Origin of the sequence: Pseudomonas sp. ATCC 43928 (genome assembly GCF_005938665.2) — a bacterium.
In the GTDB taxonomy this organism is placed as follows: Bacteria; Pseudomonadota; Gammaproteobacteria; order Pseudomonadales; family Pseudomonadaceae; genus Aquipseudomonas.
The window spans coordinates 1,873,700-1,897,507 of record NZ_CP041753.1 but is presented as its reverse complement, the minus strand read 5'-3'; the positions used below and the strand labels follow the sequence as shown (position 1 = coordinate 1,897,507).

Genomic DNA, 23,808 nt, shown 5'->3' with positions numbered 1-23,808 from the left:
CCATCGGCCACTAAAAAGCCCCGCCTGGTGATCCCATGCGGGGCTTTTTTATGTCGGTTGCTTCGCAGGAAAACCGCGATGGCGGTGCATCAGGCGAAGACCAACCTCTCTGGTATGTCCACATCCCACAACACACCCGGATCCTCCACCGCCACCTCGACCACCCTCGCCTGCGCAAACAGTGACTTGGCGCCCTGATCGCCGGTCAGCGCCATCAATCCCGGACCGAAGCTTCGCCCGAACCCCACCGGATGCCCATATTGCCCTTCATGCACCGGCACGCTGATGGTGTCATCCGCAATGGCCGCGACGACCTGCTCAATGCTCGACGGCAGGATAAACGGCATATCCCCCAGCATGATCAGCCAGCCACCGTGGTGCGAACAGGCCGCCACACCCGCCGCAATGCTGTCGCCCAGGCCGGTCGTCTCGATTCGCACAATCTCGCAACCATAAGCCTGCGCCATGCGAATCACTTGCGGGCGGTCCGCGGTGGTGACCAGCACACGCTTCTCGAGTGTGGCTGGCAGATTCACCAGCACCTGCTCGATCATTGAGTGCACGGTGATGCCATCACGGGCGGTGCAGTCCACCAGCAACTTGTCCTTATCGTCACCCGCTACCTGTCGAAACCGGCTGCCCTGCCCGGCGGCTAGAACGATAACGCCAATGGAGTCACTCATACGCCCTCCTGCAACGGCCTCTTCTGCTTGAGCTCGATGCCGTTCTTGATCGCCACAATCTCGGCCAGCAGCGACAAGGCGATTTCCGCCGGAGTATGGCTGCCGATGTGCAAGCCGATCGGGCCGTGCAAGCGTTCGATGGCCTGTTGGGACAAGCCTAGCTGAGCCAGGTTGTCCCGGCGCTTCTGACTGTTGACTCGCGAACCCAGCGCACCGACATAAAATGCCCTGGAATCCAGGGCCGTGAGCAGCGCCATGTCATCCAGGCGCGGATCGTGGGTGAGCGCGACGATGGCGGTGCGTTCGTCGGTCTGGATGGTCAGCACTGCTTCGTCGGGCATGCCCGGAACGAAGCGACCGTGTTGTTCTTCCCAGCCGTAGACGAACTCGGTGCGCGGATCGCAGATCAGCACTTCGAAATCCAGCAGCCGTGCCATCTCGGCGACATACCGCGATAGCTGCCCCGCGCCGATCAACAACAATCGCCAACGCGGGCCGTAAATGGCGCGCAGTGTGTTGCCATCAAAACTCAGCACATCGTGCTTGTTCGCCGGCTGCAGAACCACTTCACCGGTCGCAATATCCAGCGAGCGCGCAACAATTTCATGCGCCTCGCAGCGCGCCAGCAACTGGGCGACCCACGCCGGATCGCCGACGCGCTCCTCGGTCAGGCGCAACGTGCCGCCGCAGGGCAAACCAAACCGCGCGGCCTCCTCACGAGTGACGCCATAAGTAATCAACTGCACCGGAGGCCCATCGGCCGGGATACGGCCATCGTGCAGCCGGGCAATCAGGTCATCCTCGACACAGCCACCGGACACCGAGCCAATCACTACGCCATCGCCACGCAAGGCGAGCATGGCGCCAGGTGCCCGGGGCGCGGTGCCCCAGGTCTGGACCACGCTATACAACATTACCCGCTGACCGGCCAGGCGCCATTCCAGCACGCTGCGCAGGACGTTCAGATCGACGCTGTCCATCAGGCGTCAGCCTTCTGCCAGCCTTGCAGCTGATAGCGAACCGGCAAGTTACGGATGCGTTTTCCCGTGGCCGCGAAGATCGCGTTGCACAGCGCTGGCGCAATCGGCGGCACGCCCGGCTCACCGACCCCGCCCAACGGTACATTGCCCGGTGGCGTGACCAGGTGCACGGCGACTTCCTTCGGTGCCAGGGACATGCGCGCCACTTCGTACATGTGGAAGTTGTCCTGCTGGACCTTGCCGTCCTTGAAGCTGATTTCCCCCAGCACCGCGTTGCCCAGGCCCATGACGCAGGCGCCTTCGAACTGCGAGCGAATTCGCTCGGGGTTGATCTGCGGGCCGCAATCCACGGCGATGTCGGCTTTGTGCACGATCAGTGTGCCATCGTCTTTGACTTCGACTTCGATCACGGCTGCCACATAAGTGACAAAGCTGTAATGCACCGCCAGGCCCAAGCCACGGCCCTTGGGTAGCTTACGCCCCCATCCGGCGGCTTTAGCGGCGGTTTCCAGCACGGTGCGCATCCGCGCGGTATCGATCGGATAACGCTCGGGGGATTCGCCGTAGTTCCACTCTTCACTCAAGGTACGCGGATCGATCTGACGCTCCGGGCCAAGCAGCTTGATCTGGTATTTGAGCGGGTCCTGGCCGGCCTTATGCGCCAGTTCATCGACAAAGCTCTGAATCGCAAAGCCATGAGGGATGTTCGACACAGAGCGATACCAGCCAACCCGCGTGTGGACCGCTGCTTCAGGGTTTTCCAGGCGCACGTTGGGGATCGCATAAGCCATGTTGGTAAAACCCATGCCCAGCTCGAAAGCCGCTTCATGGTTCATCCCCGGCGCGAACAGCGCGGTGATGCTTGGCGCCACCGTGCGGTGCAGCCAGCCGGAAGGCAGGCCGTCCTTGTTCAGACTGGCCTTCAGATACTCGGCAGACACGGTGTGGAAATACGAGTGGTGGATGTCGTCTTCACGGGTCCACTGCACCCGCACCGCTTTGCCCGGGAATTCCTTGGCCAGGATCGCCGCTTCAATCACGAAGTCCGGCTTGGACTTACGACCGAAACCGCCGCCGAGCAGGGTAACGTTGAACGTGACGTTATCGAACGGAATGCCCAGGCGCTCGCCAATCCGCTCGCGGGTGACTTGCGGCGCCTGGCTTGGCGCCCAGGCCTCACACACACCGTCCTTGAAACGGGCGATGGCGACCATCGGCTCCATCGGCGATTGCGCCAGGTGCGGCAGATAGTAGGAAGCTTCGAGAGTGCTGTCGGCAGCGCTCATGGCCTGGTCGATGTTGCCGGTGTTGCGCACTACTTTGCCGGGCTTGAGCGACGCGGCTTCGAGTTCCTTGCGGTAGGCGATCGAGTCGTAACTGGCGTTGGGGCCGTCATCCCACTCGATCTTCAGCGCTTCGCGGCCCTTGATCGCCGCCCAGGTGTTGCTGGCCACCACGGCCACACCACCCAAAGGCTGGAACTCGGACGGCAGTGGACGACTTTCGATTTGCAGAACCTTGATCACCCCAGGGACTTTCATCGCAGCGCTGGCATCGAAGGATTTGACTTTGCCGCCGTAGACCGCCGGACGGGCGATGGTGGCGAAAAGCATGCCGTCGAAATGCACATCGGCGCCGTAGACCGCGCGACCGTTGACGATGTCCGCACCGTCGATGGCCTTGGTGCCTTCCTTGCCGATGTAGCGAAACTCCGACGGCTGCTTGAGCCGCAGGCTGTCGCGAGCCGGCACCGTAAGCGCACTGGCTGCTGCGGCCAACGCGCCGTAGCCCAATTCACGGCCAGTCGATTTATGGATGACCTTGTGCAGTTGCGCATGGCACTCGCTGACCGGCACTTTCCATTGCGCGGCAGCAGCTTGCTCAAGCATGGTCCGCGCGGCAGCACCGCAACGGCGCATCGGCTCGTACCAATGACGCATGCTGCGCGAGCCGTCGGTGTCCTGATTGCCGAAACGTACTTCATCGCCCGGCGCCTGTTGCACTTTGACCTGTGCCCAGTCGGCTTCCAGTTCATCGGCCACCACCATGGACAGACTGGTGCGCACGCCCTGGCCCATTTCCGAACGGTTGCAAATCACCGTCACGCTGCCATCGGCGGCAATGCTGATGTAAACCTTCGGGTCATCGATCCAGCCGTTGGGCATGCCGTCGGCACCGAATTTCTGCTCTTTTTCGGCGGCTAATGCATCCTGCCAGCCCCAACTGGCGGCCAGCACCAGCGCACTGGTGGCGCCCACGCCCTTGAGGAAACCGCGGCGGCTGAGATTACTCAGCGCAAAATCATTCGGTAGCTGGCTCATGCCTTGGCCTCCTTCAGGTGAGTGGATGCCTGGCGGATGGCGGTCTTGATCCGGTTGTAGGTGCCGCAACGGCAAATATTGCCGACCATCGCCTCTTCAATCTGCTCGTCGCTGGGGTTCGGGTTGGTTTTCAGCAGCGCGGTGGCCGACATGATCTGTCCACCCTGGCAATAACCGCACTGAGCCACGGCGCTGTCGAGCCAGGCTTGCTGGACGACTTTGCCCACCGGGTCGGCGTGCAGGTTGTCGATGGTGCTGACGTTCTGGCCGACCACCGAGCCGATCGGTGTGATGCAACTGCGCGCTGGCGCGCCGTCGATATGAATGGTGCAGGCGCCGCACAGGCCCATGCCGCAGCCGAATTTGGTGCCGTTGTAGCCAGCCACGTCACGGATCGCCCAGAGCAGCGGCATGTCCTCGGTGACATCGAGTTGATGATCTTGACCATTGAGTTTCAGGGTAATCATGGGCACGCCCGCATAGTTATAGAGGTTATGGGGTCGAGCAATCTGCCGCTTGGGGTTCGCGGTTCACTACACGCAGATCGACTCAGGCTAATCGGCTCTCATATGTAGACGCGACGTCTGCACCGGGCCTTTGATGGAGCAAATGCTTGCATCGTTAGCTGGCTAAGTTAACTGAGCATTAACAAAAAAGCCCTGCACATTTGAAAATGTGCAGGGCTTTTTAATCAGCCTGAAGCGTAGCCTCAATACTGGTTGGGTTCCATTTCCAGGTCGACCTTGAAACGCTCTGCAATGTCGTTCTGAATGCGCTGCGCCAGATTCAGCAATTGCAGGCCCGTTGCGCTGCCGTAGTTGACCAGCACCAGCGCCTGTAATTTATGCACACCGGCATCGCCGTCGCGAAAGCCTTTCCAGCCGGCGCGTTCGATCAGCCAGCCCGCCGCCAGCTTCATTTGCCCATCGGGCTGCGCATACGCCACCAGATCCGGGTATTCACCCTTGAGTTGTGCCACAAGTGCGGCGGGCACCAACGGATTCTTGAAGAAGCTGCCGGCATTGCCGAGCACCGCCGGGTCCGGTAGTTTTTCGCTGCGGATGCTGCAAATGGCCTGGCTGACATCGGTCGGCGTCGGGTGATCAATACCCTGCTCGGTCAGGCGCTGACGCACCGGGCCGTATTCCAGGTGCAGGTGCGCGGTGCGCGTGAGGGTGAAACGCACCCGCAGGATCAACCAGCGCCCCGGCTCCTGTTTGAACAGGCTGTCGCGGTAGGCAAAGTTGCACTCGGCCAGTGTGAAGTCCCGCAGCTCGCCGGTCTGGCGATCGAGGGCTGTCAGGCCGGCGAATACGTCCTTTATCTCGACACCGTAAGCGCCGATGTTCTGCATCGGTGCCGCGCCGACGGTGCCGGGGATCAGGCTGAGGTTTTCCAGCCCCGACCACCCTTGCGCCAGGGTGTGCTGCACAAACGGGTGCCACGGCTCGCCCGCCTCGGCTTCGATCACCACCTGGTTGCCGTCATCGCTCAGCAGGCGAATCCCCCGTGTGGCCATGCGCAACACCAGTGCCGGCACATCGGCGGTCAGCAACAAATTGCTGCCACCACCGATCACCAGCACCGGCACTTCGTGTTCCACCGCGTAGGCCAGGGCTTCGCGCACGTCGGCATCGCTATGGGCTTCGGCAAACAGCCGCGCCTGAACGTCCACGCCAAAGCTGTTGTACGGTTTGAGCGAAACCCGGGGTTGAACCTGCAAACTCATAGCCGTCCCTTCAATTCGATCACCAGCAGATCGCTGGCGCGCTCGATCAGGTCCAGTACCTGTTCGAAGCCTTGGTCGCCGTCGTAATAAGGATCCGGCACTTCATCGACTTCCGACTGGTAGCGACGCAGGAACAAATCCAGCTCGGCCTTGCCCTTGGCCGGTTGCATGGTCTTGAGGTGGCGCAGGTTGCTGTTGTCCATCGCCAGAATCAGGTCGTAAGTGGCGAAATCGGCGCGGGTCACTTGCTGGGCGCGCTGGGCGGACAGGTCGTAGCCGCGCAGTTTCGCCGCAGCCTGGCTGCGCTTGTCCGGGGCCTTGCCGACGTGCCAGTCACCGGTGCCGGCAGAAGCCACTTCGACTTGATCGGCCAGCCCCGCCTCACGCAGCTTGTGCCGCAATACGCCCTCAGCCGTGGGGGAACGGCAGATGTTGCCCAGGCAGACGAACAGAACCCGCATCAGGCCTCCAGCAGGCGACGAACGCGCTCGAGATCTTCAACGGTGTCGACGCCGGTGGGCGGTGCGATCAGCGCATCGGCGACGTGAATCCGCACGCCGTGCCAGAGGGCACGCAGCTGTTCCAGAGACTCGGTGTTTTCCAGCCAGCACGGGCCCCAGGTGACGAAGTCCTGAAGGAAGCCGGCACGGTAAGCATAAATGCCGATGTGGCGGCGATATGGCACGCCTTCCGGCAATTGCTCGCGGCTCTTGGCAAACGCGTCCCGAGCCCACGGCAAGGTGGCACGACTGAAGGTCAGCGCCAGGCCATTGAGGTCGCTGACCACTTTGACCACATTGGGGTTGAACAGGGTTTCGACGTCTTCGATCGGCTCGGCCAGGGTGGCCATGCGTGCTTCGGTGTGAGCAGCCAGGTTGGCGGCGACCTGATCGATCACGCTTGGCGGGATCAACGGCTCGTCGCCCTGAACATTGACCACGATCGCGTCCGGGGCCAGGCCCAGTTTCGCCGCAACTTCAGCCAGGCGGTCAGTGCCGGAGTTGTGATCTTCGCGAGTCAGCACCACTTCGGCACCAAAGCCCTTGCAGGCCTCGACGATGCGCGCATCGTCAGTGGCAACCACCACGCGCTGGGCGCTGCTTTTGCTCGCCTGTTCCCAGACGTGCTGGATCATCGGCTTGCCGGCGATCAGCAGCAGCGGCTTGCCCGGCAAGCGGGTGGAGGCGTAACGCGATGGAATGACAACGGTAAAGGCTGTGGTCATTTATCCAGACGCTCATCGGTGGTCAGGGTGCGCGCTTCGCTTTCGAGCATCACCGGGATGCCGTCGCGAATCGGGTACGCGAGGCCGGCGCCCTTGCTGATCAGCTCGGTTTTGTCGGCGCTGAGCTTGAGCGGGCCTTTGCAGACCGGGCAAGCGAGGATGTCGAGCAATTTGGTGTCCATGTACATTCCCTGGATAGAAACGGAGTTAAGGCAAAAGACGAGCCGGCAACAGGCGCATCAGCTGTGTATCGAACCAGGCCACGAAGGCCGGCGATGGCGCAGCATCGACCGCCAGGTACCACCAATCGGCGGCGGCGAAGGCACGGCACTTCACCGCGTCCTTTTCTGTCATCACCACTGGCAATGACGGTGTGAAATTCAAGGCCTGCACGCTGTATTCGGCGTGGTCGGCAAATGCATGGGGCACTGGCCGCCAGTGTAGCGTTTCGAGGGTCGTGAAGAAACGCCGGGGATTGCCGATCCCGGCCACGGCGTGCAGGGCCTGACCGGCGGGAAAGTGGTCCAGAGGCCGCCGTTCGCCGCTGTGCAGGTTGACCAGTTCGGTGGGTTGCAACTGAAAGGCAAAACCGTCTTCGCGATCATTGGCAGCGCCGTTGTACAGCACTGCATCGACGCTTTGCAGGCGCTCGACCGGTTCGCGCAATGGTCCGGCGGGCAGACAACGGCGGTTGCCCAAGCCGCGAGCGGCGTCGATCAGCACCAGTTCCAGGTTTCGAGCCAGCCGGTAATGCTGCATACCGTCGTCGGAGAGGATCAGGTCCAGCGGCTCACTCGCCAGCAAGGCTTTGACCGCACGGCTGCGGTCCGGGTCGATCATCAGCGGCACGCCGGTGCGCTGGACGATCAACAGCGGCTCATCGCCCGCCACGTCCGCGCCTTGATCCGCCGCGACCCGCCACGGCAATTGCGGCGGTTTGGCGCCGTAACCACGGCTGACCACACCGACCCGCAGACCGCTGCGCTGGCAGTGCTGGATCATCCACAGAATCAGCGGCGTCTTGCCCGTGCCGCCCACCGTGATGTTGCCGACCACGATCAGCGGCACCGGCGATTGGTAGATCTCGCCCTCGCCCGCCAAAAAGCGCTCGCGCTTGCCATTGACCACGCGTCGATACAGCCATTCAAGAGGCTGCAACAGCTTCAACGCCGGATGACCTTCGTACCACGCAGCGAGCAATCGATCGGACATGGCCATCAGGACGCCGGCGCCGCCTCGACAGTGGTCATGCGCAAGTGGCTGAAACCGAGCTTGCCGGCAGCGTCCATCGCGGTGATGACGGACTGATGGGGGGTTTTGCCATCGGCGCTGATGGACAACGGCAGATTGGTGTCGCCATTGGATTCTTTCTGTAGCGCTTCCATCAGGCTGGTGAGGTCGTTCTTCGGCAACAGCTGGTTATTGACCGAATACGCCCCGTCGGCGCTGATGGCGATGTCCAGTTGCTTGAGCTGCTGGTCTTCGGCCGGGGAGCCGCTGACCGCTTCCGGCAGGTCGACGCGCAACTGGGTTTCACGGGTGAAGGTGGTGGTCACGACGAAAAACAGCAACAGGATAAACACCACGTCGATCAGCGACGCGAGGTTAATGTCTACCGTTTCCCGTGGTTTACGACGGAACTTCACGCTTTACCCTCGGCCAGGTCCACGTCGCGATCGCCCTGAATAACCTCGACCAGTTTGATCGCCTCTTGCTCCATGCCCACCACCAGCTCATCGATCCGGCGTTGCAGGAAGCGGTGGAAGAACACGGCCGGGATACCGACCATCAGGCCCGCGGCGGTGGTGATCAGTGCCTTGGAAATACCCCCGGCCAGCACCGCGGCGTTGGTGCCCATGCCCGTGCCCATGAACGCACTGAAAATATCGATCATGCCCAGCACCGTACCCAGCAGCCCCAACAACGGAGCCATGGCGGCGATGGTGCCCAAGGCGTTGATATAACGTTCGAGCTCATGAATCACCCGCGCGGCGGCCTCTTCGATGCACTCTTTCATGATCTCGCGACCATGCTTGGAGTTCGCCAGACCGGCGGCGAGGATCTCGCCCAGCGGAGAGTTGGCGCGCAACTCCTTGAGTTTTTCTTTATTGAGTTGCTTGTCCTTGATCCAGACCCAGACCTGCCCGAGCAAGTGCTCCGGGGTCACGCGGCTGGCGCGCAGGGTCCAGAGACGCTCGGCGACGATCGCCATGGCCGCGATGGAACTCAGAATGATCGGCAGCATCATCCAGCCGCCGGATTTGACCAATTCCCACACAGTGACAGTCCCCTCGAAAAAGTGCGCCACTCTAACATAGGGGGTGGGCGCACCGAAGACCGCGATGTCGCATCCGGTCGGGCTTTAATGACGCGGGCTACTGGCGCAATGCTGGCGGATCGCGCCAGAAACGCCGTTCCTGAAGCATCGTCCAAGGTGGTTTGAAGCGCCCCAGTTGTAGACGAATGGCACCCTGCTCGGCGCTGTCGTAGATCGCCATGCCACGCTTTTGATAACGCGCCACGACTGTGGGATGGGGATGACCGAAAGAATTACCGTTGCCACGGGAAATCAGCACCGCTTTAGGCAGCAGAGCGCTGAGCAACGCCATCGAAGATGAACTGCGACTGCCGTGGTGCGGGGCCTGCAACCAGTCCGTCGGCACCGCCAGTGGACTGTCGAGCAGCACCCGCTCGGCCGCGGTATCGATATCGCCGGTCAGCAGCAACCGCTCGCCGTTGGCTTCGATCTGCAGCACGCAGGATTTCTGATTGCTGTCGCTGGCCGACGACCACTGCCAGAGCTGGAACCGCACGTCGTCCCAGGTCCACTGTTGACCGCTCTCGCAGCCCTCGGCATGTAGCTCGTCCGGCAGGGCCAGTGGGTCGCCACTCAGTACCCGAGTCACCGGCACACCGCTGGCAATCGCTCGCGCACCGCCGGCGTGATCGGCGTCGGCATGGCTGATCAGCATCAGATCAAGTCCATTCACCCCCAGTTTGCGCAATGTTGGCAACACCACCCGCTCACCCAGGTCGATATCACCGAACCGTGGCCCGGCGTCATACAACAGCGTGTGATGGCGGGTGCGCACCAGAATGGCCAACCCCTGGCCGACATCCAGCTGCCAGATTTCGGCGACGCCTTCAGGCAGCGTGTGCCGGGGCGCAAAAACCAGCAACAGCAACATCGGCCAGCCCAGCGGGCGCAACGGCACGCCCGGTGGCAGTAACAGCAGAAATGCGCCCAGTGCGCCGAACGCCCAAACCCACAACGGAACCGCCACCGGCACCCACGCGGGCAATTGCCCGGCCACCAACGCCAGCCCCTTGAACAAAAGGTCGATCAGACCGCCAGCCAACCACAGTAACCCCTCGCCCACATAGGGAACGGGCAACAGCAGCGTTCCGAGCAAGGCCGGCGGCAAGACCAGCAGGCTGATCCAGGGCACCGCCAGAAGATTGGCCAGCGGCCCGCTGAGACTGATAGGCAACCCCAGTACCAACAGCAGCGGGCACAGACCGATTGCGATCAGCCATTGGGCACGGGTCCAGGTTTGCCACCAACGCCACGGGCCCAATCGCCCGCCAAAGGTGAAAATCAGCACCGCTACTGCCGCAAAGGACAACCAGAAACCCGGTTGCAGGCTTGCCAGCGGGTCCAGCAGCAAAACACCGTCAAGCGCCAGCAACAGCGGCCACCAGGCGCCGAGGTGACGAAACCGTAGCCGCCACAACAACAGCAGACCAATCATCAGGCAGGCCCGACGCACCGGCACCTCGAAACCGGCCAGCAGCCCATAACCGAGCGCTGCCGCGAACGCCAGCCCACACGCCCATGGCAGCCACGGCAAGCGCCTGGGCCATAAGCCATAGCGCGCCAGCCCGGCGATCAGCAGATACACCAGCCCCGCCAGCAAACCAATGTGCTGCCCGGAAATCACCAACAGATGCACGGTGCCGGTGTCTTGCAGCACCTGCCAGTCCTCACGGCTCAGCCCGGCGCCGTCCCCCAGCACCAACGCCGTCAGCGCTCCCGTTCGCCCGTGCGCATCCACGGCCTGCAAACGCTGACGAATGCCGTCGCGCCAGGCCCACTGCGCTTGCCCCAGTCGCTGACCGTCCTTGACGGTCCCAGTGGCGCCAATACGTTGGGCCAGCAACCAGGCGTCGTAATCAAAACCATGAGGGTTGAGCAGCCCGGCAGGACGCTTCAATTTGACTGCCAGCCGCCACCGCTCGCCACTGTTGACGGGCGGCCCGCCATACCAGGCCAGACGCAGGTGCCGGGGCAGTTGGGTGCGACGCGACTGACTGTCTGTCAGTTCGAAACGCACTACACCCTCGGCCTGCTGCGGCAACCCGGTAACCCGGCCTTCGACCCAGCGAGTCTCGCCATCGAGCTTCAGCGCCAGGCGATCATCCAGCGCCCACTGCGCATTCGCACACGCCCAACTGAAACCGAACAACCAAAATGCCAGTGGAAAGGTTCGAAACGGCAGCAACATCAAACCCACTACCGGCAACAACAGCCACAACCCTGCCGGCGGCAGTGCCGGCAAAAAACGCAGGGCCAGCAGACCCAACGCCAGCGCCATCATCCCTGTGCGCATAAGCCCGTCCTTGAGAGTCCCCTCCCTAGGCTTAGCCGTCGCGCCGCACAGGCGTCGTTAACAATTGTCACAAAGTCTGAATGGGCGGTTCGTAGAATCCAGACATACTTGCCGCCTTAACCGACCGAGAAGCCTTATGCCCCGGCGCTTATTCAAACGCTACATGCCAGACCCGACCAGCATCAGGGAACACAAATCCTTACGCTTTCTTGGCACCCTGCTGCATGACCCGAACCTCTGGCACCTCAATCGCCATTCCGTCGCGCGGGCCATGGCCGTCGGCCTGTTCGCGGCGTTCCTGCCCATCCCGTTGCAAATGCTGTTGGCGGCCATCCTCGCCATCGTAGTGCGCGGCAACATGCCGATAGCGGTCAGCCTGGTCTGGCTGACCAACCCGATCACCATGCCGGCGGTGTTCTTCTGCACCTACCAGACCGGCGCCTGGTTGATGGACGTCCCCGCCAGGAGCTTGCCGGACGAGTTGACCTGGGCATGGATCAGCGGCGAGCTCTCGACTTTGTGGCAACCGTTTTTACTGGGTTCGGTGGTAACGGGGCTGGTGCTTGGGGCGTTGGCTTATTGTCTGGTGATGATGTATTGGCGCTGGTGGGTGAGTCGGCAGTGGGCACGGCGTAAGCGCAGCCGGATGCAGGAATGAAAAACGGCCTCCACTTGGGAGGCCGTTTCTTTTTGCGGTGTTTGCCCGCGAAGGCCGTGACACGGTCTTGATCAGGTACGCATCCCGCGCCCACTCACCAGCAGCCGCGCACAACCGATGTACAGCACAACAGTCGCTACCAGCATGAAAGCGATCGCCACGCTGATCTTGATGTCCGACACGCCAAGAATGCCGTAACGGAAGGCGTTGACCATGTGCAGCACCGGGTTGGCCAGCGAAACGGTCTGCCAGAACGGTGGCAACAAGCTGATCGAGTAGAACACCCCGCCCAGGTACGTCAGCGGTGTCAGCACGAAGGTCGGGATGATCGAGATGTCATCGAAATTGCGTGCAAATACCGCGTTGATGAAACCCAGCAACGAGAAGATCGTCGCCGTCAGCAGCACCACCAGAACGGTCACGCCCAGGTGATGCACCTGTAGCGTGGTGAAGAACAGCGACAGCAGCGTCACGATGAGCCCGACCATCAACCCGCGCAGCACGCCGCCCAGGGTGTAGCCGATCAGAATCGTATGGGGCGACACCGGCGACACCATCAGTTCTTCGATGGAGCGCTGGAACTTGCTGCCAAAGAAACTCGACACCACGTTGCCATAGGAGTTGGTGATCACCGACATCATGATCAGCCCCGGCACGATGTACTCCATGTACGTGAAGCCACCCATGCCGCCGATCTGCCGACCGATCAGATTGCCGAAGATCACAAAGTACAGAACCATGGTGATGGCTGGCGGCAGCAAGGTCTGCGGCCAGATCCGGGTGAAGCGCTTGACCTCACGGTAAACGATGGTATTGAGGGCAACGAGGTTGGGTTGCAGCTCGGAACTCATACCGCCACCTTCGACAGATTTTTCTCCACCAGGGACACGAACAACTCCTCGAGGCGATTGGTTTTGTTACGCAGGCTCAACACTTCGATGTTCTGCTGCGCCAACTGGGTGAACAGCGCGGTAATGCCCATGGCCTTGTCGACCTGGACTTCCAGGGTATGACTGTCGATCAGTTTGGCCGGGTAACCAAGCAACTGCGGCGCCACTTGCAAGGTGTTCTTCAGGTCCAGCAGGAACGTCTCGACATGCAGTTGGCTGAGCAACTGCTTCATGCTGGTGTTCTCGACAATGGTGCCGTGGTCGATGATGCCGATGTTGCGGCACAACTGCTCAGCCTCCTCCAGGTAGTGGGTGGTGAGGATGATGGTGATGCCTTTCTTGTTCAGTTCAGTGAGGAAGGTCCACATCGAGCGACGCAATTCGATGTCCACCCCCGCCGTCGGTTCGTCGAGGATCAGCAGGCGTGGCTCGTGAACCAGCGCCCGGGCGATCATCAGTCGGCGCTTCATGCCGCCGGACAGGGAGCGTGACGGCACATCGCGCTTGTCCCACAACCCCAGTTGGGTCAGGTACTGCTCGGCGCGTTCCTTGGCGATTCTCGCCGGGATGCCGTAGTAACCGGCCTGGGTCACGACGATGTCGAAGGTCTTTTCGAACTGGTTGAAGTTGAACTCCTGGGGCACCACACCAATGCAGCGCTTGAGCGCCGCTGGTTCCTTGTCCAGGTCGTGACCGAACACATTCACCGTGCCGCTGGTTTTGTTCACCAAGGTCGAGATAATGCCGATGGTCGTGGATTTGCCGGCGCCATTCGGGCCGAGCAAAGCGAAAAAGTCACCTTCGGCGACGTCCAGATCGATACCACTCAAGGCCTGGAAACCGTTGCCGTAGGTTTTGGTTAGCTGCCGGATGGACAGAGCGGAACTCATATCGGATTTACGCACCAGGAAGGGAAGAAAGGAATAAATAAGGGCGGGCGGCGAGCAATGCAACCGCGGCGCATGAGCGCAATGGTGCTTGTCGCCGCCACACAAGTACAGTCACGCGTGTTGATAGTGAGTATTAAGTCAACGCGGTCATGACGGCTTTGCGATAGGCCGGACGCTGTTTCAACCGTGCGTACCAGGCTTCTAGATGTGGCAGCGGCGCGCGCTCGATCGGCATCTCGAACCAGGCGTAAATGAAGCTGCCCAAGGGAATGTCTCCCATGCCGATCTCATCGCCCGACAGGTATGGCTTAACCGCCAACGCTTGATCGGCCATCGACAGCAGATCGTCGCACTCCTTGATCGCAGCCTTGATGGCCGGCCAGTCCTGCTGCTCTTGCGGGGTGCGCAACACGCCCCAGAACACCGTGCGAAACGGCGCGGCAAAACTTGAGGTGGTCCAGTCCATCCACTTTTCGGCCGAGGCACGGGCTTGCAGGTCCGTCGGATACCAGGCAGTGCCGCTGGCATGGCGAGCCACCAGGTAACGCACGATGGTGTTGGATTCCCACAGCACGAAGCCGTCGTCTTCGATCACCGGCACGCGACCGTTGGGATTCATCGCCCGGTACTCAGGCGTGTCGACCACGCCAAAGGCACCGCCGGCGTCGATGGCTTCATAGGCCAGGCCCAGCTCTTCGGCGGCCCACAACGGTTTTCTGACATTCGACGAATTTTTCCGACCCCAGATTTTCAGCATGACCGCCCCTTGTTGGATGAATGCGCAGGCAGCATACGCCGGATCAGGCGCGACTCAAATCGCTCTGCATGTCACCCAGTTGCAGCGGCAGCCACTCGCCGAACAAATGCGGATAACACTTTTCGAGGTGCTCGAAAAAGAACGCTTCAGGCACATCGGTGAACTGGCCGTGATCGACCAGGTACTCCATCAGCTGCTCGCCGTCACGGTTGAAGGGATGGAACACGCTGTCATTGATCCCGTCGAATTCCAGCGGCGCGACATTGAACAGCTCGCAGAGTTGTTGATTGAAAGCCGGCGTGGCTTTAACCCAACGCTCGTTCAAATAAAGCTCGGTGTAGCCGTGCATGGCGAACACATCACTCTTGAGCAGTTCGAGCAGGCGCGGCGTCGACAGGTGATTGCGCACATCCGCCAGACCGATACGCGCCGGGATCCCGCAATGCCGAGCGCAACCTGCCAGCAGCGTGGCTTTGGGCACGCAATAACTCTCCCCGGCCGCCAGCGCATAGCTGCCGCGCAAGGTCTGCGGATCACGGCTGAAGGTGTAGGGGTTGTAGCGCACGGCCTCGCGCACGGCGTAATAGAGATTGATCGCCTGCTCCTGCGGATCGCGCCCGGCGCCACGATGTTTTTCGGCGAACTCCACCACCGAGGGATGGTCACTGTCGATGAAGCGGCCGGGGCTCAGATACGCGTGCATGGGAGCTATCTCCTGGGGGAAGCCACGAGTCTAGCGACACCTTCAGCACAGAGATAACGACGTTTCGGCCAAATATCAGCGCTTGCCCGCCCTGTTGACGAGCCCTCCATCGAAATAACTGACGAAGTCCGGCCGTTTCGTCCTACAAGCTCAACCCGATCGCTCCGACCACCCACTTTTATGGATGCCGTCTAAGCTCTGAGAGTGGTTTTGCCCCTGGCTTCAGGAGAATTAATTATGCTGCTGTTGTGGATACTGGTTCTGGTGGTCGGGATTGCCTGGCTGGCACATCGCCGCACCGCGCCTCTGCCCGCTTTGGGCATCATCGCTGTCTATCTGCTGGCGATGGGCATCTTCAGACATGCGAGCCATGCCCCCGTCTGGCTGCTGCTGATTTTCTGGGTGTTGCTCGCGGCCGTGGCCGCCCCCCTGTTGCTGCCGGACCTGCGCCGAAAACTGTTCACGGCGCCCATATTCAACTGGTTTCAAAAAAACCTGCCGCCCATGTCGCAAACCGAGCGTGAAGCCATTGAAGCCGGCACGGTCTGGTGGGATGGCGAGCTGTTCAGCGGTCGTCCTGACTGGAACAAGCTGCTGGCCTATCCAAAAGCGCAACTGAGTGAAGAGGAACAGGCGTTTATCGATGGCCCGACCGAAGAGCTCTGCGCCATGGTCAGCGATTGGCAGATCGGCCAGTTGATGGATCTGCCGCCCAAGGCCTGGGATCACATCAAGCAGCATGGCTTTTTTGCCCTGATCATTCCCAAGGAGTACGGCGGCAAAGGCTTCTCGGCTTATGCGCACTCCCAGATCGCGATGAAACTGGCGACCCGCAGCGGTGACCTGGCCTCCACCGTCATGGTGCCCAACTCCCTCGGCCCGGCGGAACTGCTGCTGCACTACGGCACCGACGAACAACGCAATCATTACCTGCCACGGCTGGCCCGCGGCGACGATATCCCCTGCTTTGCCCTGACAGGCCCGATGGCCGGTTCCAACGTCGGGGGCATGACCGACACCGGGGTGATTTGCAAAGGTGAATGGGAAGGCCAGGAAACCCTTGGCTTGCGCCTGAACTGGGAAAAACGCTACATCACCCTCGGTCCGGTGGCGACCTTGATCGGCCTGGCCTTCAAGGCCTATGACCCGGACCATCTATTGGGTGACAAAGTCGACCTGGGGATCAGTCTCGCATTGATTCCAACCCAGACACCCGGTGTAGACATCGGTCGCCGTCACTTGCCGCTGGGCGCCGCCTTCATGAACGGCCCGAACGCCGGCAAGGATGTGTTCATACCGCTGGAGTTCATCATCGGCGGTCAGGAAATGCTCGGCGAAGGCTGGATGATGCTGATGAACTGCCTGTCGGTCGGGCGTTCCATTTCGCTGCCTGCCATCGGTACCGCCGCGGGCAAGTTCAGCAGCCTGGTGACAGGCCAATATGCGCAGGTTCGCGAGCAATTCAACGCACCGCTGTCAGCCTTCGAAGGGATTCAGGAAGCACTGGCGCGGATCGGCGGCAGTACCTGGCTGATGGACAGCGCGCGGATGCTCACCGCCAACGCCGTCGACCTCGGCGAAAAGCCGTCGGTGCCCTCCGCCATCATCAAATACCACCTCTCCGAACGCGGTCGCGAGTGCATCAGCCACGCCATGGATGTTCACGGCGGCAAGGCCATCATCATGGGCCCGAACAACTATCTCGCGCGTAGCTGGCAAGGTGCGCCCATTTCCGTCACGGTCGAAGGTGCGAACATCCTGACACGCAACCTGATGATCTTCGGCCAGGGCGCTATTCGCTGCCATCCGTTCGTGCTCAAGGAAATGGCCCTTGTCCACCGCGAAGACAAACAACAGGCGTTGATCGAATTCGACGCCCTGCTGCTCAATCACATTGGTTTTGCCGTGAGCAACGCCGCCAGCACCCTGGTGCTGAACCTTGGCTTCGGGCATTTCGAACACATGCCCGGGGACAAGCTCAGCCAACGCTACGTGCGCGCCCTCAACCGTCAGGCCGCGGCATTTGCCATGCTTGCAGACCAGTGCATGATGCTGCTGGGCGGCGACCTGAAACGCCGCGAACGCTTGTCCGCACGTCTGGGCGATGTGCTCAGCTACCTGTATCTGGCTTCCGCTGCGCTCAAGCGATATCACGATCTCGATTCGCCGGAGCATATGCGTCCGTTGTTCGCCTGGGCGATGGAAGAGAGCCTCGGCCAGTCCGAACGTGCGCTGGACGAACTGCTGACCAACTTTCCGAACAAGGTACTCGGCTGCCTGCTGCGGGTACTGGTGTTCCCGTTCGGTCGCCGGCACAGAGGCCCGTCGGACAGACTGGCGGCCAAAGTCGCCGCAGTCCTCGGCCGCGCCAAGGGCGACCCGACCCTTGAGGAGTTATTGGCGGGCTGCTATCGCCCGCAATCGACAGAGGATCCGGTCGGCGCCTTGCAGCACGCCTGCGACTTGCTGAACGCCGCTAAACCGCTACAGAAAAAACTCAACACGGCGCTGAGAAGTCGCCAGGTCAAACCCACTGTCGGGGAGTCGGTCATCGATGCCGCGCTGGAGGCTGGCGTCTTGCAACCGGTTGAAGCCGAGACCTTGCGTGAGGTGGAAGTGGCGCGGCGCAAGGTGATCGACGTCGATGATTTCGATAAAGAGGTGCTGGTGCTGGGCAGGGGCAAGGTCCGCTAATCCAGAGGACCGTGTGTCGCCTTACCATCATGGGGCGCTTTACCCTGTGAAAAAGGGGCGCGGGAGCTTTATACTCCTGCGCCCGTTTTGCTCTTGAGGACTTATCTCGTGTCCAATGTCGTTGCCGATCATCTCGTCTTGCTCGACCACCTGCGCAGTATCCTGGTCGCCGTAGGTGAGGCCGAACAGGTTCCCGAAGAAAGCCATGCCTTGTTCCTGGAGCGCTTCGACGAACTGCGTGCGTTGCTGCCGGTCGACCCGATCGAAAGCCAATACCTGGGCCAGGACATCCTGTGCCAGATCATCACCCGCTACCCACAAATCGCCCACCTGGTGCCGCGCGATCTGCTGTGGTACTTCGCCGGTGACTGCCTGCACTACATGCCCGATGATGAAATCGACCTGTACCAGGCGCTGGAAGAACGTCGCTTCGAAGCCGAACAGAACGATGAACCGTTCGACTGGAATCAGGAAAAACAGCTGCTGGCGATGTCGAACCAGGACAGCAAGCACTGATCTCCAATCAGTAACGCAAAAGGCCCGCATGGTTAATCATGCGGGCCTTTTTTGTTGGCCGGGTAAAGATCAAAACAACCCATCACTCTCCGGCAACTCATACGCTGCCGCGCCCTTGCCCATCGCGCTTGGCTTGCCCGGATTGCTCAAGGTCGGCTCCTTCTCCAGGCATTCCACCAGATAGTCGATGAATACCCGTAACTTGGGCGGCAGGTAGCGGGTGGGCGAATGCAGCAGCCAGGCGCCTCCGTGGTAGGACGCCAGAAAGGTCCAGTCCGGTAATACCTGCACAATCAGCCCCTGTTCCAGCGCATAACGGGCGGTGAAGTACGGCAGGCTACCGATCCCGATGTGTTGCAATACCGCGCCCAATCGCACGCCCGTGTGATTGGCGGCGTAACGTCCGCGCACGCCGACGGTCACGGCTTTACTGCCTTTCTTGAACTTCCAGCGCGCATCGCTCGGGGTTTCGCCCAGATAGATGCAGCTGTGATTGAGCAAGTCGTGGGGATGAGTCGGTGTGCCGTGCTCGGCCAGGTACTGCGGCGTGGCGCAGAGCAAATGGTCGATGGTCAACAATTGGCGCCCCACCAGCCCCGCAGGGGGCCGATCGGTAATACGGATGGCCAGGTCGACGTTGTCATCGATCAAATCCACCTGGCGGTCCTCGAGCAACAACTCCACATCCACTTTGGGATAACGCCGCAGAAACTCCGGCATATGTGGATGAATCACAAATCGCCCGACGGCCTTGGGCACGCTGACGCGCACCAGCCCTTCCGCTTCCTGGGTGAACTGACCGCTGATTTCCATCACCGACTTCGCCGCGCTGACCATCTCCTGGCAGCGCTTGAACACCTCTTCGCCTCCGTCGCTCAGGCGTAGCTTGCGCGTGGTTCGTTGCAACAAACGCGTGGCAAGCGCCTTCTCCAGCCGCGAAATGCTGCGACTCACCGCCGAGGGTGAAGACCCCAACTGACGCGCCGCTTCGGAGAAACTGCCGGTTTCGACAACCTTGACGAAAATCGCCATTTCACCGAGCAGCGGCAAGGGAAGATTTATGCTCACAGCGCAACAGTCCTTTGATGGTTGAACGGATTATCACGCAATTCCACGGTTCATATAATAAAAATAGAAACTTTAATAAGGGCATGGAATATGACGCTTCGCCTCTTTTTCCATAGTGATGACCTCAGGGCCAATGTGGAAGTCCTGGATTGCACGCCCTATGAGAACGAGTTCGCCGTGGTGCTGCGCGCCACTCTGTTTCACCCCCAGGGCGGCGGGCAACCCTGTGATACCGGCTGGATCGGCGAAAGCCAGGTGCTGCGCGTGGTGCAGGAAACGGAGCGGATCATCCATTTCGTCGACCACCCGGTAAAACTCGGCATGATCCAGATTCGGGTCGACGAGCAACGCCGCCAGTTCAATACGCGCATGCATTCGGCGGGGCACCTGATCGGTCACTTTGTTCAGGCCATGGGCTGGATGCCTATCAAGGCTCATCACTGGCCGGATGAAGGACGTGTGCAATTCAAACCGGGCGATGGCGCGCAGGAGGTTGATGCCCAGACGATTCAGCACGGCATCAAGCAATGGATCGCCCATGATCTGCCGCGCTTGACGTCGTTGCGCGAAGGCGCCCGTGAAATCGGTTTCGGTGAGCTGCCCGCCTACGGCTGCGGCGGCACCCATGTACGTAGCCTGAAGGATTTGGGCATGGTCACGATCGCTTCCCTTTCACAGAAAAAGGGAACGTTGTCAGTCCACTACCACGTGGACTGAGTCTTTGGGCGATGTCGATCCCGTCATCGCCTGACGCCGGGGGAGCCTGCGTTCGCGGGCTCTGTTGACTATCTGATAGATGGACCTAAGACATGATGCTTGACGTCGAGCGTCTCGATGAGACGTGCATAAAAAAACTGGCCAACGAAGAAGTCCTCGCCATCCGCGTCAGAGGCTTGTTGCCTCGGCCACTGGCGATCCAGATCGGCGACAAGATCCTCGCCCCCGGCTTCGAAGGCTACATCAACGCACCGAGCATCGGTCGCATCGGCATGGCGTTTTACGAAGCGGAAAACCAGCCACTGCTGATCGAAGACTATTTCGAGCGCGCCACCAGCAACATCGCCGAGTTGCGCAGCCGTTGTGCGCCCTACTCCTCGCCTGTCGACACCCTGCGCTGCATGCTCGATGAGTCCTGGCCGGCGGGGGCGCATCTGGAAAATCTCTATGGCCGCAAGATGTATGTGGGGCTATCGCGCGTGGTCAAACCCGGCGTGTGCTTCCTCGCCCATCACGACATTTTCGCCAAGGACGCCCCGGACAGTTTCCAGGCCAGAAGCCTGGAAGCGCAGTTCGCCTGCAATGTTTACCTGAACATGCCGACCGAGGGCGGCGCATTGCAGATGTGGGACCACGACATTTCCCCGGACCAGTTCGACGAGATGCGTGGCGACAGTTACGGCATCGATCCGGCCTTGCTCGGACCTCCGACCCTGGAGGTTCGCCCTGAGCCGGGTGATTTCATCATGTTCAATTCACGCCGCATGCACTCGGTGACGCCGGGTGTGGACGATCCGCGATTGAGCCTTTCTTTCTTTGTCGGCTACCGCGGCAATGCATCCCCCCTGACTTTCTGGAGTTGAGATGTTTTCGAATTACCTGGGCGAGTTTCTGGCGCTGGCAACCATCCATTTTCTGGCCGTGGTAGCTCCCGGGCCGGACTTCGCCGTGACCATCCGCCAAAGCGTGCGTTTCGGGCGTTTAGTGGGCATCTGCACGGCGCTGGGCATCGGCGCAGGCATTTCCGTGCATGTGCTGTACACCTTGCTCGGCGTCGGCGCATTGATGCACACCACGCCTTGGCTATTGACGGTGGCCAAGGTGATCGGGGGGGCCTACATTTTGTATCTCGGTGTGAGCCTGTTGCGCAGCAAACCCAAAGTGGCGACTGAAGGCGACAACGGCGCGGCAGCGTCAACTGAGCAGCAGACCCTGTTCAAGGCCTTCAGCACGGGGTTTCTGACCAACGCCACCAACCCCAAGGCCACGCTGTTCTTCCTGGCGATCTTCACCACCATCATCAGTGCCTCGACACCGCTGCAGATTCAGGCGCTGTACGGGCTGTGGATGTGCTTCGTGAACGCCTTGTGGTTCGTGATCGTGGCCCTGTTCTTTTCCAGCGCCCGGGTGCGACTGCTGTTCATGCGTATGGGGCACTGGTTCGAACGAACCATGGGGGTGATCCTTATTCTGTTCGCCGGACGCCTGATTCTGTCCATGTAAGCCCTGCCGCCTTAGTTGCCTCGCCGAACCGCATTTTTTTGCCGCTCCAACGCCAGCAACATGGCTATCTCCACACTCTGCCCTGAAAGTTTTGTTTTAAATCGTGGCGCTTTGCTTTGTTTGAACTACCTTCAAACAAGAAGAAGTCATAACGGTTTGAATTTTGACGTTAGGTTCAGAGATCAGATAGCGAATTGGCAAAAGGAGTTACCTCACTATGATCCTGACAGGCGTTTACCGGCGCAGAGCTGTGATTGCCGGTTGCTTTTTAGGGGAGTCAGGTTGGCGGGAAGTGCCGCCTATAACCGCGATGGTTGTCGAGCCTGAGCCTGTTGCTCGGGTCGGCAGCCCAGGTATCTGGATCACTAAAAGCCGTTTTAGAAGGTCGCTCGCTGTTCATTCGGATCAGCGTATTGCACCTGCTTGCGTGTAGCACCAAGGAATATTGCCGGGGGCATTAATCGTTAGTGGTAAGTGCTCTGGCGAGGTTGAGGGTCGACTCAGGCCCCTTGTAGTGATCCGAGGCAAACCAGTTTGCCTTGTAGATGGCCTATTCAGCGAGGATGCACTTAATGAGCTATCGTACCGTGCCCGCTTTCAAGCGAATTATCCATGGCCTGTTCTGGATGGGCCTCAGCGTGGACGCGGCTCAGGCCGCGGCGGCCAATTGTTCGCAGATGGACAGTATGCCGACAACGTTCGAGGTCGGTCAGGGGCTTCAGAGTGAACTGCGCACTCCGGTTCCGGTGACGCAACTGGCCGTGGGTGACCCGAAAATTGCCGATGTGCAACCCAGCGGCAACAACCCCAGCGCCTTCATACTCACCGGTCTGACGCCAGGGGCCACAAGCCTGATGGTCTGGACTTCCTGCTCGAAAACACCACGCCAAAGCATGGTGTTCGTCAAGGGCCGGGCCACCTCGGCGCTGACCAGCGTGTCGACCGGACCTACCGAAGACCCGCTGCTGCCAAGCCAGGTGCAAACCGATATTCGCTTCGTTGAAGTCAGCCGGACCAAACTCAAGGAAGCCTCAGCGTCTATTTTCGGCACCCGCGGCAACTTCCTGTTCGGCTCGCCGAGAACCTTGCCCACCATTGGCGGCGTCGTCACACCGTCGGTGCCGGTGGACAACGGCATGTTCAACCTCAACTTTGCTACCGGCAATACCCTGGTGGCGATCAACGCACTGGAAGGCAGCGGTTTCGCCTACACCCTGGCGCGGCCAAGCCTGGTGGCGCTCAGCGGGCAGAGTGCGAGCTTCCTGGCCGGCGGTGAAGTACCGATTCCGGTGCCCAGTTCGGGCAGCGATAACATCTCCATCGAGTACAAGGAGTTCGGTATCCGCCTGACTCTGACGCCAACCATCATCGAGAAAAACCGTATCGCCCTGAAGGTGGCGCCGGAAGTCAGTGAACTGGACTTCACCAACGCCGTCAGCATCGCCGGCACCATAGTTCCGGCGCTGACCATACGCCGTACCGACACCAGCATCTCCCTGGCAGACGGCGAAAGCTTCGTCATCAGCGGCCTGATCAGCACCCGCAACAATTCCCAGGTGAACAAATTTCCGGGGCTGGGCGATATCCCGATTCTGGGCGCGTTCTTCCGCGACAACTCCGTCAACCGTGAGGAGCGCGAACTGCTGATGATCGTCACCCCGCATCTGGTCCAGCCCCTGGCTGCCAATGCACAACTGCCGTCGTTGCCTGGCGAGCAGCTGCGCAATTACGACCCGAACTTCTACCGCATGTTCTTCCTAGAAAATGGTGATTTCGACAGTAAGACCGGGCTCTCGCAATGAACCGGAGCCAGACGCTGAACCGGGCTTTCGCCCTCACTCTTAACGGTGACCTTGAGCGCTTG

At 60.7% G+C, this 23,808-nt stretch carries 24 protein-coding genes; 7 read left to right on the top strand and 17 right to left on the bottom strand.

What is annotated here, in order from left to right:
- Positions 1–89: 89 nt before the first annotated feature.
- The 12 genes from FFH90_RS08590 to FFH90_RS08535 form a co-directional block, all read right to left on the bottom strand.
- Complete coding sequence (locus tag FFH90_RS08590) at positions 90–683, bottom strand: nucleotidyltransferase family protein (protein ID WP_138866996.1); 594 nt, start codon at positions 681–683, stop codon at positions 90–92.
- Positions 680–1,663, bottom strand: a complete 984-nt coding sequence (locus FFH90_RS08585; RefSeq protein ID WP_138866995.1) for an XdhC family protein — start codon at positions 1,661–1,663, stop codon at positions 680–682. Before FFH90_RS08585 ends, FFH90_RS08590 begins: the two co-directional genes overlap by 4 nt.
- Positions 1,663–3,984 (bottom strand): xanthine dehydrogenase family protein molybdopterin-binding subunit, encoded by a 2,322-nt coding sequence (locus tag FFH90_RS08580; protein WP_138866994.1) that lies wholly within the window; start codon positions 3,982–3,984, stop codon positions 1,663–1,665. The genes FFH90_RS08585 and FFH90_RS08580 overlap by 1 nt, the downstream gene beginning before the upstream one ends.
- Complete coding sequence (locus FFH90_RS08575; protein ID WP_007941956.1) at positions 3,981–4,451, bottom strand: (2Fe-2S)-binding protein; 471 nt, start codon at positions 4,449–4,451, stop codon at positions 3,981–3,983. The genes FFH90_RS08580 and FFH90_RS08575 overlap by 4 nt, the downstream gene beginning before the upstream one ends.
- 242 nt (positions 4,452–4,693) lie before the next feature.
- Positions 4,694–5,713 (bottom strand): UDP-N-acetylmuramate dehydrogenase, encoded by a 1,020-nt coding sequence (gene murB, locus FFH90_RS08570; RefSeq protein WP_018926231.1) that lies wholly within the window; start codon positions 5,711–5,713, stop codon positions 4,694–4,696.
- Positions 5,710–6,174 (bottom strand): low molecular weight protein-tyrosine-phosphatase, encoded by a 465-nt coding sequence (locus FFH90_RS08565; protein WP_018926232.1) that lies wholly within the window; start codon positions 6,172–6,174, stop codon positions 5,710–5,712. Before FFH90_RS08565 ends, murB begins: the two co-directional genes overlap by 4 nt.
- A complete protein-coding gene (gene kdsB / locus FFH90_RS08560) occupies positions 6,174–6,938 on the bottom strand; it encodes a 3-deoxy-manno-octulosonate cytidylyltransferase (protein WP_018926233.1) in 765 nt (254 codons plus the stop codon). The genes FFH90_RS08565 and kdsB overlap by 1 nt, the downstream gene beginning before the upstream one ends.
- Positions 6,935–7,120: a Trm112 family protein gene (locus FFH90_RS08555; RefSeq protein ID WP_003179363.1), complete on the bottom strand. Its 186-nt coding sequence runs from the start codon at positions 7,118–7,120 to the stop codon at positions 6,935–6,937. The genes kdsB and FFH90_RS08555 overlap by 4 nt, the downstream gene beginning before the upstream one ends.
- Before the next feature lie 25 nt (positions 7,121–7,145).
- Positions 7,146–8,156 carry a tetraacyldisaccharide 4'-kinase gene (gene lpxK / locus FFH90_RS08550; protein ID WP_138866993.1) on the bottom strand — a complete coding sequence of 337 codons (1,011 nt, stop codon included), beginning with the start codon at positions 8,154–8,156 and terminating at the stop codon, positions 7,146–7,148.
- Complete coding sequence (locus FFH90_RS08545; RefSeq protein ID WP_018926235.1) at positions 8,156–8,584, bottom strand: biopolymer transporter ExbD; 429 nt, start codon at positions 8,582–8,584, stop codon at positions 8,156–8,158. Before FFH90_RS08545 ends, lpxK begins: the two co-directional genes overlap by 1 nt.
- Complete coding sequence (locus FFH90_RS08540) at positions 8,581–9,216, bottom strand: MotA/TolQ/ExbB proton channel family protein (protein WP_007941964.1); 636 nt, start codon at positions 9,214–9,216, stop codon at positions 8,581–8,583. Before FFH90_RS08540 ends, FFH90_RS08545 begins: the two co-directional genes overlap by 4 nt.
- 97 nt (positions 9,217–9,313) lie before the next feature.
- Positions 9,314–11,548: a DNA internalization-related competence protein ComEC/Rec2 gene (locus tag FFH90_RS08535; RefSeq protein WP_138866992.1), complete on the bottom strand. Its 2,235-nt coding sequence runs from the start codon at positions 11,546–11,548 to the stop codon at positions 9,314–9,316.
- 136 nt (positions 11,549–11,684) lie between these two features.
- Between FFH90_RS08535 and FFH90_RS08530 the strand changes: the two genes are divergently transcribed.
- Positions 11,685–12,206: a DUF2062 domain-containing protein gene (locus tag FFH90_RS08530; protein WP_018926237.1), complete on the top strand. Its 522-nt coding sequence runs from the start codon at positions 11,685–11,687 to the stop codon at positions 12,204–12,206.
- 71 nt (positions 12,207–12,277) lie between these two features.
- Here the strand turns inward: FFH90_RS08530 and FFH90_RS08525 are convergent, their stop codons facing one another.
- The 4 genes from FFH90_RS08525 to FFH90_RS08510 form a co-directional block, all read right to left on the bottom strand.
- Positions 12,278–13,057, bottom strand: a complete 780-nt coding sequence (locus FFH90_RS08525) for an ABC transporter permease (RefSeq protein WP_018926238.1) — start codon at positions 13,055–13,057, stop codon at positions 12,278–12,280.
- Complete coding sequence (locus tag FFH90_RS08520) at positions 13,054–13,986, bottom strand: ABC transporter ATP-binding protein (protein WP_018926239.1); 933 nt, start codon at positions 13,984–13,986, stop codon at positions 13,054–13,056. The genes FFH90_RS08525 and FFH90_RS08520 overlap by 4 nt, the downstream gene beginning before the upstream one ends.
- Positions 13,987–14,119: 133 nt before the next feature.
- Positions 14,120–14,743, bottom strand: coding sequence for a glutathione S-transferase family protein (locus tag FFH90_RS08515; protein WP_018926240.1), 624 nt, complete (start codon positions 14,741–14,743; stop codon positions 14,120–14,122).
- A gap of 43 nt (positions 14,744–14,786) precedes the next feature.
- On the bottom strand, positions 14,787–15,446 hold the full coding sequence (locus FFH90_RS08510) for a transglutaminase family protein (RefSeq protein WP_064616568.1): 660 nt from the start codon (positions 15,444–15,446) through the stop codon (positions 14,787–14,789).
- 237 nt (positions 15,447–15,683) lie between these two features.
- Here FFH90_RS08510 and FFH90_RS08505 point away from each other — a divergent pair, with 237 nt between their 5' ends.
- Together FFH90_RS08505 and FFH90_RS08500 are read left to right on the top strand one after the other, a co-directional pair.
- Positions 15,684–18,140, top strand: a complete 2,457-nt coding sequence (locus FFH90_RS08505; protein WP_138866991.1) for an acyl-CoA dehydrogenase — start codon at positions 15,684–15,686, stop codon at positions 18,138–18,140.
- 108 nt (positions 18,141–18,248) lie between these two features.
- Entirely contained in the window at positions 18,249–18,656 is a 408-nt protein-coding gene (locus FFH90_RS08500; protein ID WP_007938686.1) for a PA2817 family protein, read from the top strand.
- Positions 18,657–18,725: 69 nt separating this feature from the next.
- Here FFH90_RS08500 and FFH90_RS08495 read toward each other — a convergent pair whose 3' ends face one another.
- The gene (locus FFH90_RS08495; protein ID WP_064616565.1) at positions 18,726–19,724 is read right to left on the bottom strand and encodes a LysR family transcriptional regulator; all 999 of its coding nucleotides are present in this window, start codon (positions 19,722–19,724) and stop codon (positions 18,726–18,728) included.
- Between the two features lie 90 nt (positions 19,725–19,814).
- Between FFH90_RS08495 and FFH90_RS08490 the strand changes: the two genes are divergently transcribed.
- From FFH90_RS08490 to FFH90_RS08470, 4 genes are all read left to right on the top strand, one after another.
- Positions 19,815–20,441 carry a hypothetical protein gene (locus FFH90_RS08490; protein ID WP_019650412.1) on the top strand — a complete coding sequence of 209 codons (627 nt, stop codon included), beginning with the start codon at positions 19,815–19,817 and terminating at the stop codon, positions 20,439–20,441.
- Between the two features lie 92 nt (positions 20,442–20,533).
- Complete coding sequence (locus tag FFH90_RS08485) at positions 20,534–21,304, top strand: 2OG-Fe(II) oxygenase (RefSeq protein ID WP_111455148.1); 771 nt, start codon at positions 20,534–20,536, stop codon at positions 21,302–21,304.
- A gap of 1 nt (position 21,305) precedes the next feature.
- Positions 21,306–21,944: a LysE family translocator gene (locus FFH90_RS08480; protein ID WP_138866990.1), complete on the top strand. Its 639-nt coding sequence runs from the start codon at positions 21,306–21,308 to the stop codon at positions 21,942–21,944.
- Positions 21,945–22,516: 572 nt separating this feature from the next.
- Positions 22,517–23,746 (top strand): type II and III secretion system protein family protein, encoded by a 1,230-nt coding sequence (locus FFH90_RS08470; protein ID WP_138866989.1) that lies wholly within the window; start codon positions 22,517–22,519, stop codon positions 23,744–23,746.
- The last annotated feature ends 62 nt before the right edge of the window (positions 23,747–23,808 follow it).

What these genes read in the sequence shown, in the direction of transcription:
- FFH90_RS08575 (WP_007941956.1), bottom strand. Translation starts at nt 4,451, where the DNA reads ATGATTACCCTGAAACTCAATGGTCAAGATCATCAACTCGATGTCACC.
- FFH90_RS08585 (WP_138866995.1), bottom strand. Translation starts at nt 1,663, where the DNA reads ATGGACAGCGTCGATCTGAACGTCCTGCGCAGCGTGCTGGAATGGCGC.
- kdsB (WP_018926233.1), bottom strand. Translation starts at nt 6,938, where the DNA reads ATGACCACAGCCTTTACCGTTGTCATTCCATCGCGTTACGCCTCCACC.
- FFH90_RS08530 (WP_018926237.1), top strand. Translation starts at nt 11,685, where the DNA reads ATGCCCCGGCGCTTATTCAAACGCTACATGCCAGACCCGACCAGCATC.
- FFH90_RS08555 (WP_003179363.1), bottom strand. Translation starts at nt 7,120, where the DNA reads ATGGACACCAAATTGCTCGACATCCTCGCTTGCCCGGTCTGCAAAGGC.
- FFH90_RS08510 (WP_064616568.1), bottom strand. Translation starts at nt 15,446, where the DNA reads ATGCACGCGTATCTGAGCCCCGGCCGCTTCATCGACAGTGACCATCCC.
- FFH90_RS08565 (WP_018926232.1), bottom strand. Translation starts at nt 6,174, where the DNA reads ATGCGGGTTCTGTTCGTCTGCCTGGGCAACATCTGCCGTTCCCCCACG.
- FFH90_RS08485 (WP_111455148.1), top strand. Translation starts at nt 20,534, where the DNA reads ATGATGCTTGACGTCGAGCGTCTCGATGAGACGTGCATAAAAAAACTG.
- FFH90_RS08535 (WP_138866992.1), bottom strand. Translation starts at nt 11,548, where the DNA reads ATGCGCACAGGGATGATGGCGCTGGCGTTGGGTCTGCTGGCCCTGCGT.
- FFH90_RS08490 (WP_019650412.1), top strand. Translation starts at nt 19,815, where the DNA reads ATGACGCTTCGCCTCTTTTTCCATAGTGATGACCTCAGGGCCAATGTG.
- murB (WP_018926231.1), bottom strand. Translation starts at nt 5,713, where the DNA reads ATGAGTTTGCAGGTTCAACCCCGGGTTTCGCTCAAACCGTACAACAGC.
- FFH90_RS08590 (WP_138866996.1), bottom strand. Translation starts at nt 683, where the DNA reads ATGAGTGACTCCATTGGCGTTATCGTTCTAGCCGCCGGGCAGGGCAGC.
- FFH90_RS08580 (WP_138866994.1), bottom strand. Translation starts at nt 3,984, where the DNA reads ATGAGCCAGCTACCGAATGATTTTGCGCTGAGTAATCTCAGCCGCCGC.
- FFH90_RS08515 (WP_018926240.1), bottom strand. Translation starts at nt 14,743, where the DNA reads ATGCTGAAAATCTGGGGTCGGAAAAATTCGTCGAATGTCAGAAAACCG.
- FFH90_RS08525 (WP_018926238.1), bottom strand. Translation starts at nt 13,057, where the DNA reads ATGAGTTCCGAGCTGCAACCCAACCTCGTTGCCCTCAATACCATCGTT.
- FFH90_RS08470 (WP_138866989.1), top strand. Translation starts at nt 22,517, where the DNA reads ATGAGCTATCGTACCGTGCCCGCTTTCAAGCGAATTATCCATGGCCTG.
- FFH90_RS08520 (WP_018926239.1), bottom strand. Translation starts at nt 13,986, where the DNA reads ATGAGTTCCGCTCTGTCCATCCGGCAGCTAACCAAAACCTACGGCAAC.
- FFH90_RS08505 (WP_138866991.1), top strand. Translation starts at nt 15,684, where the DNA reads ATGCTGCTGTTGTGGATACTGGTTCTGGTGGTCGGGATTGCCTGGCTG.
- FFH90_RS08480 (WP_138866990.1), top strand. Translation starts at nt 21,306, where the DNA reads ATGTTTTCGAATTACCTGGGCGAGTTTCTGGCGCTGGCAACCATCCAT.
- lpxK (WP_138866993.1), bottom strand. Translation starts at nt 8,156, where the DNA reads ATGGCCATGTCCGATCGATTGCTCGCTGCGTGGTACGAAGGTCATCCG.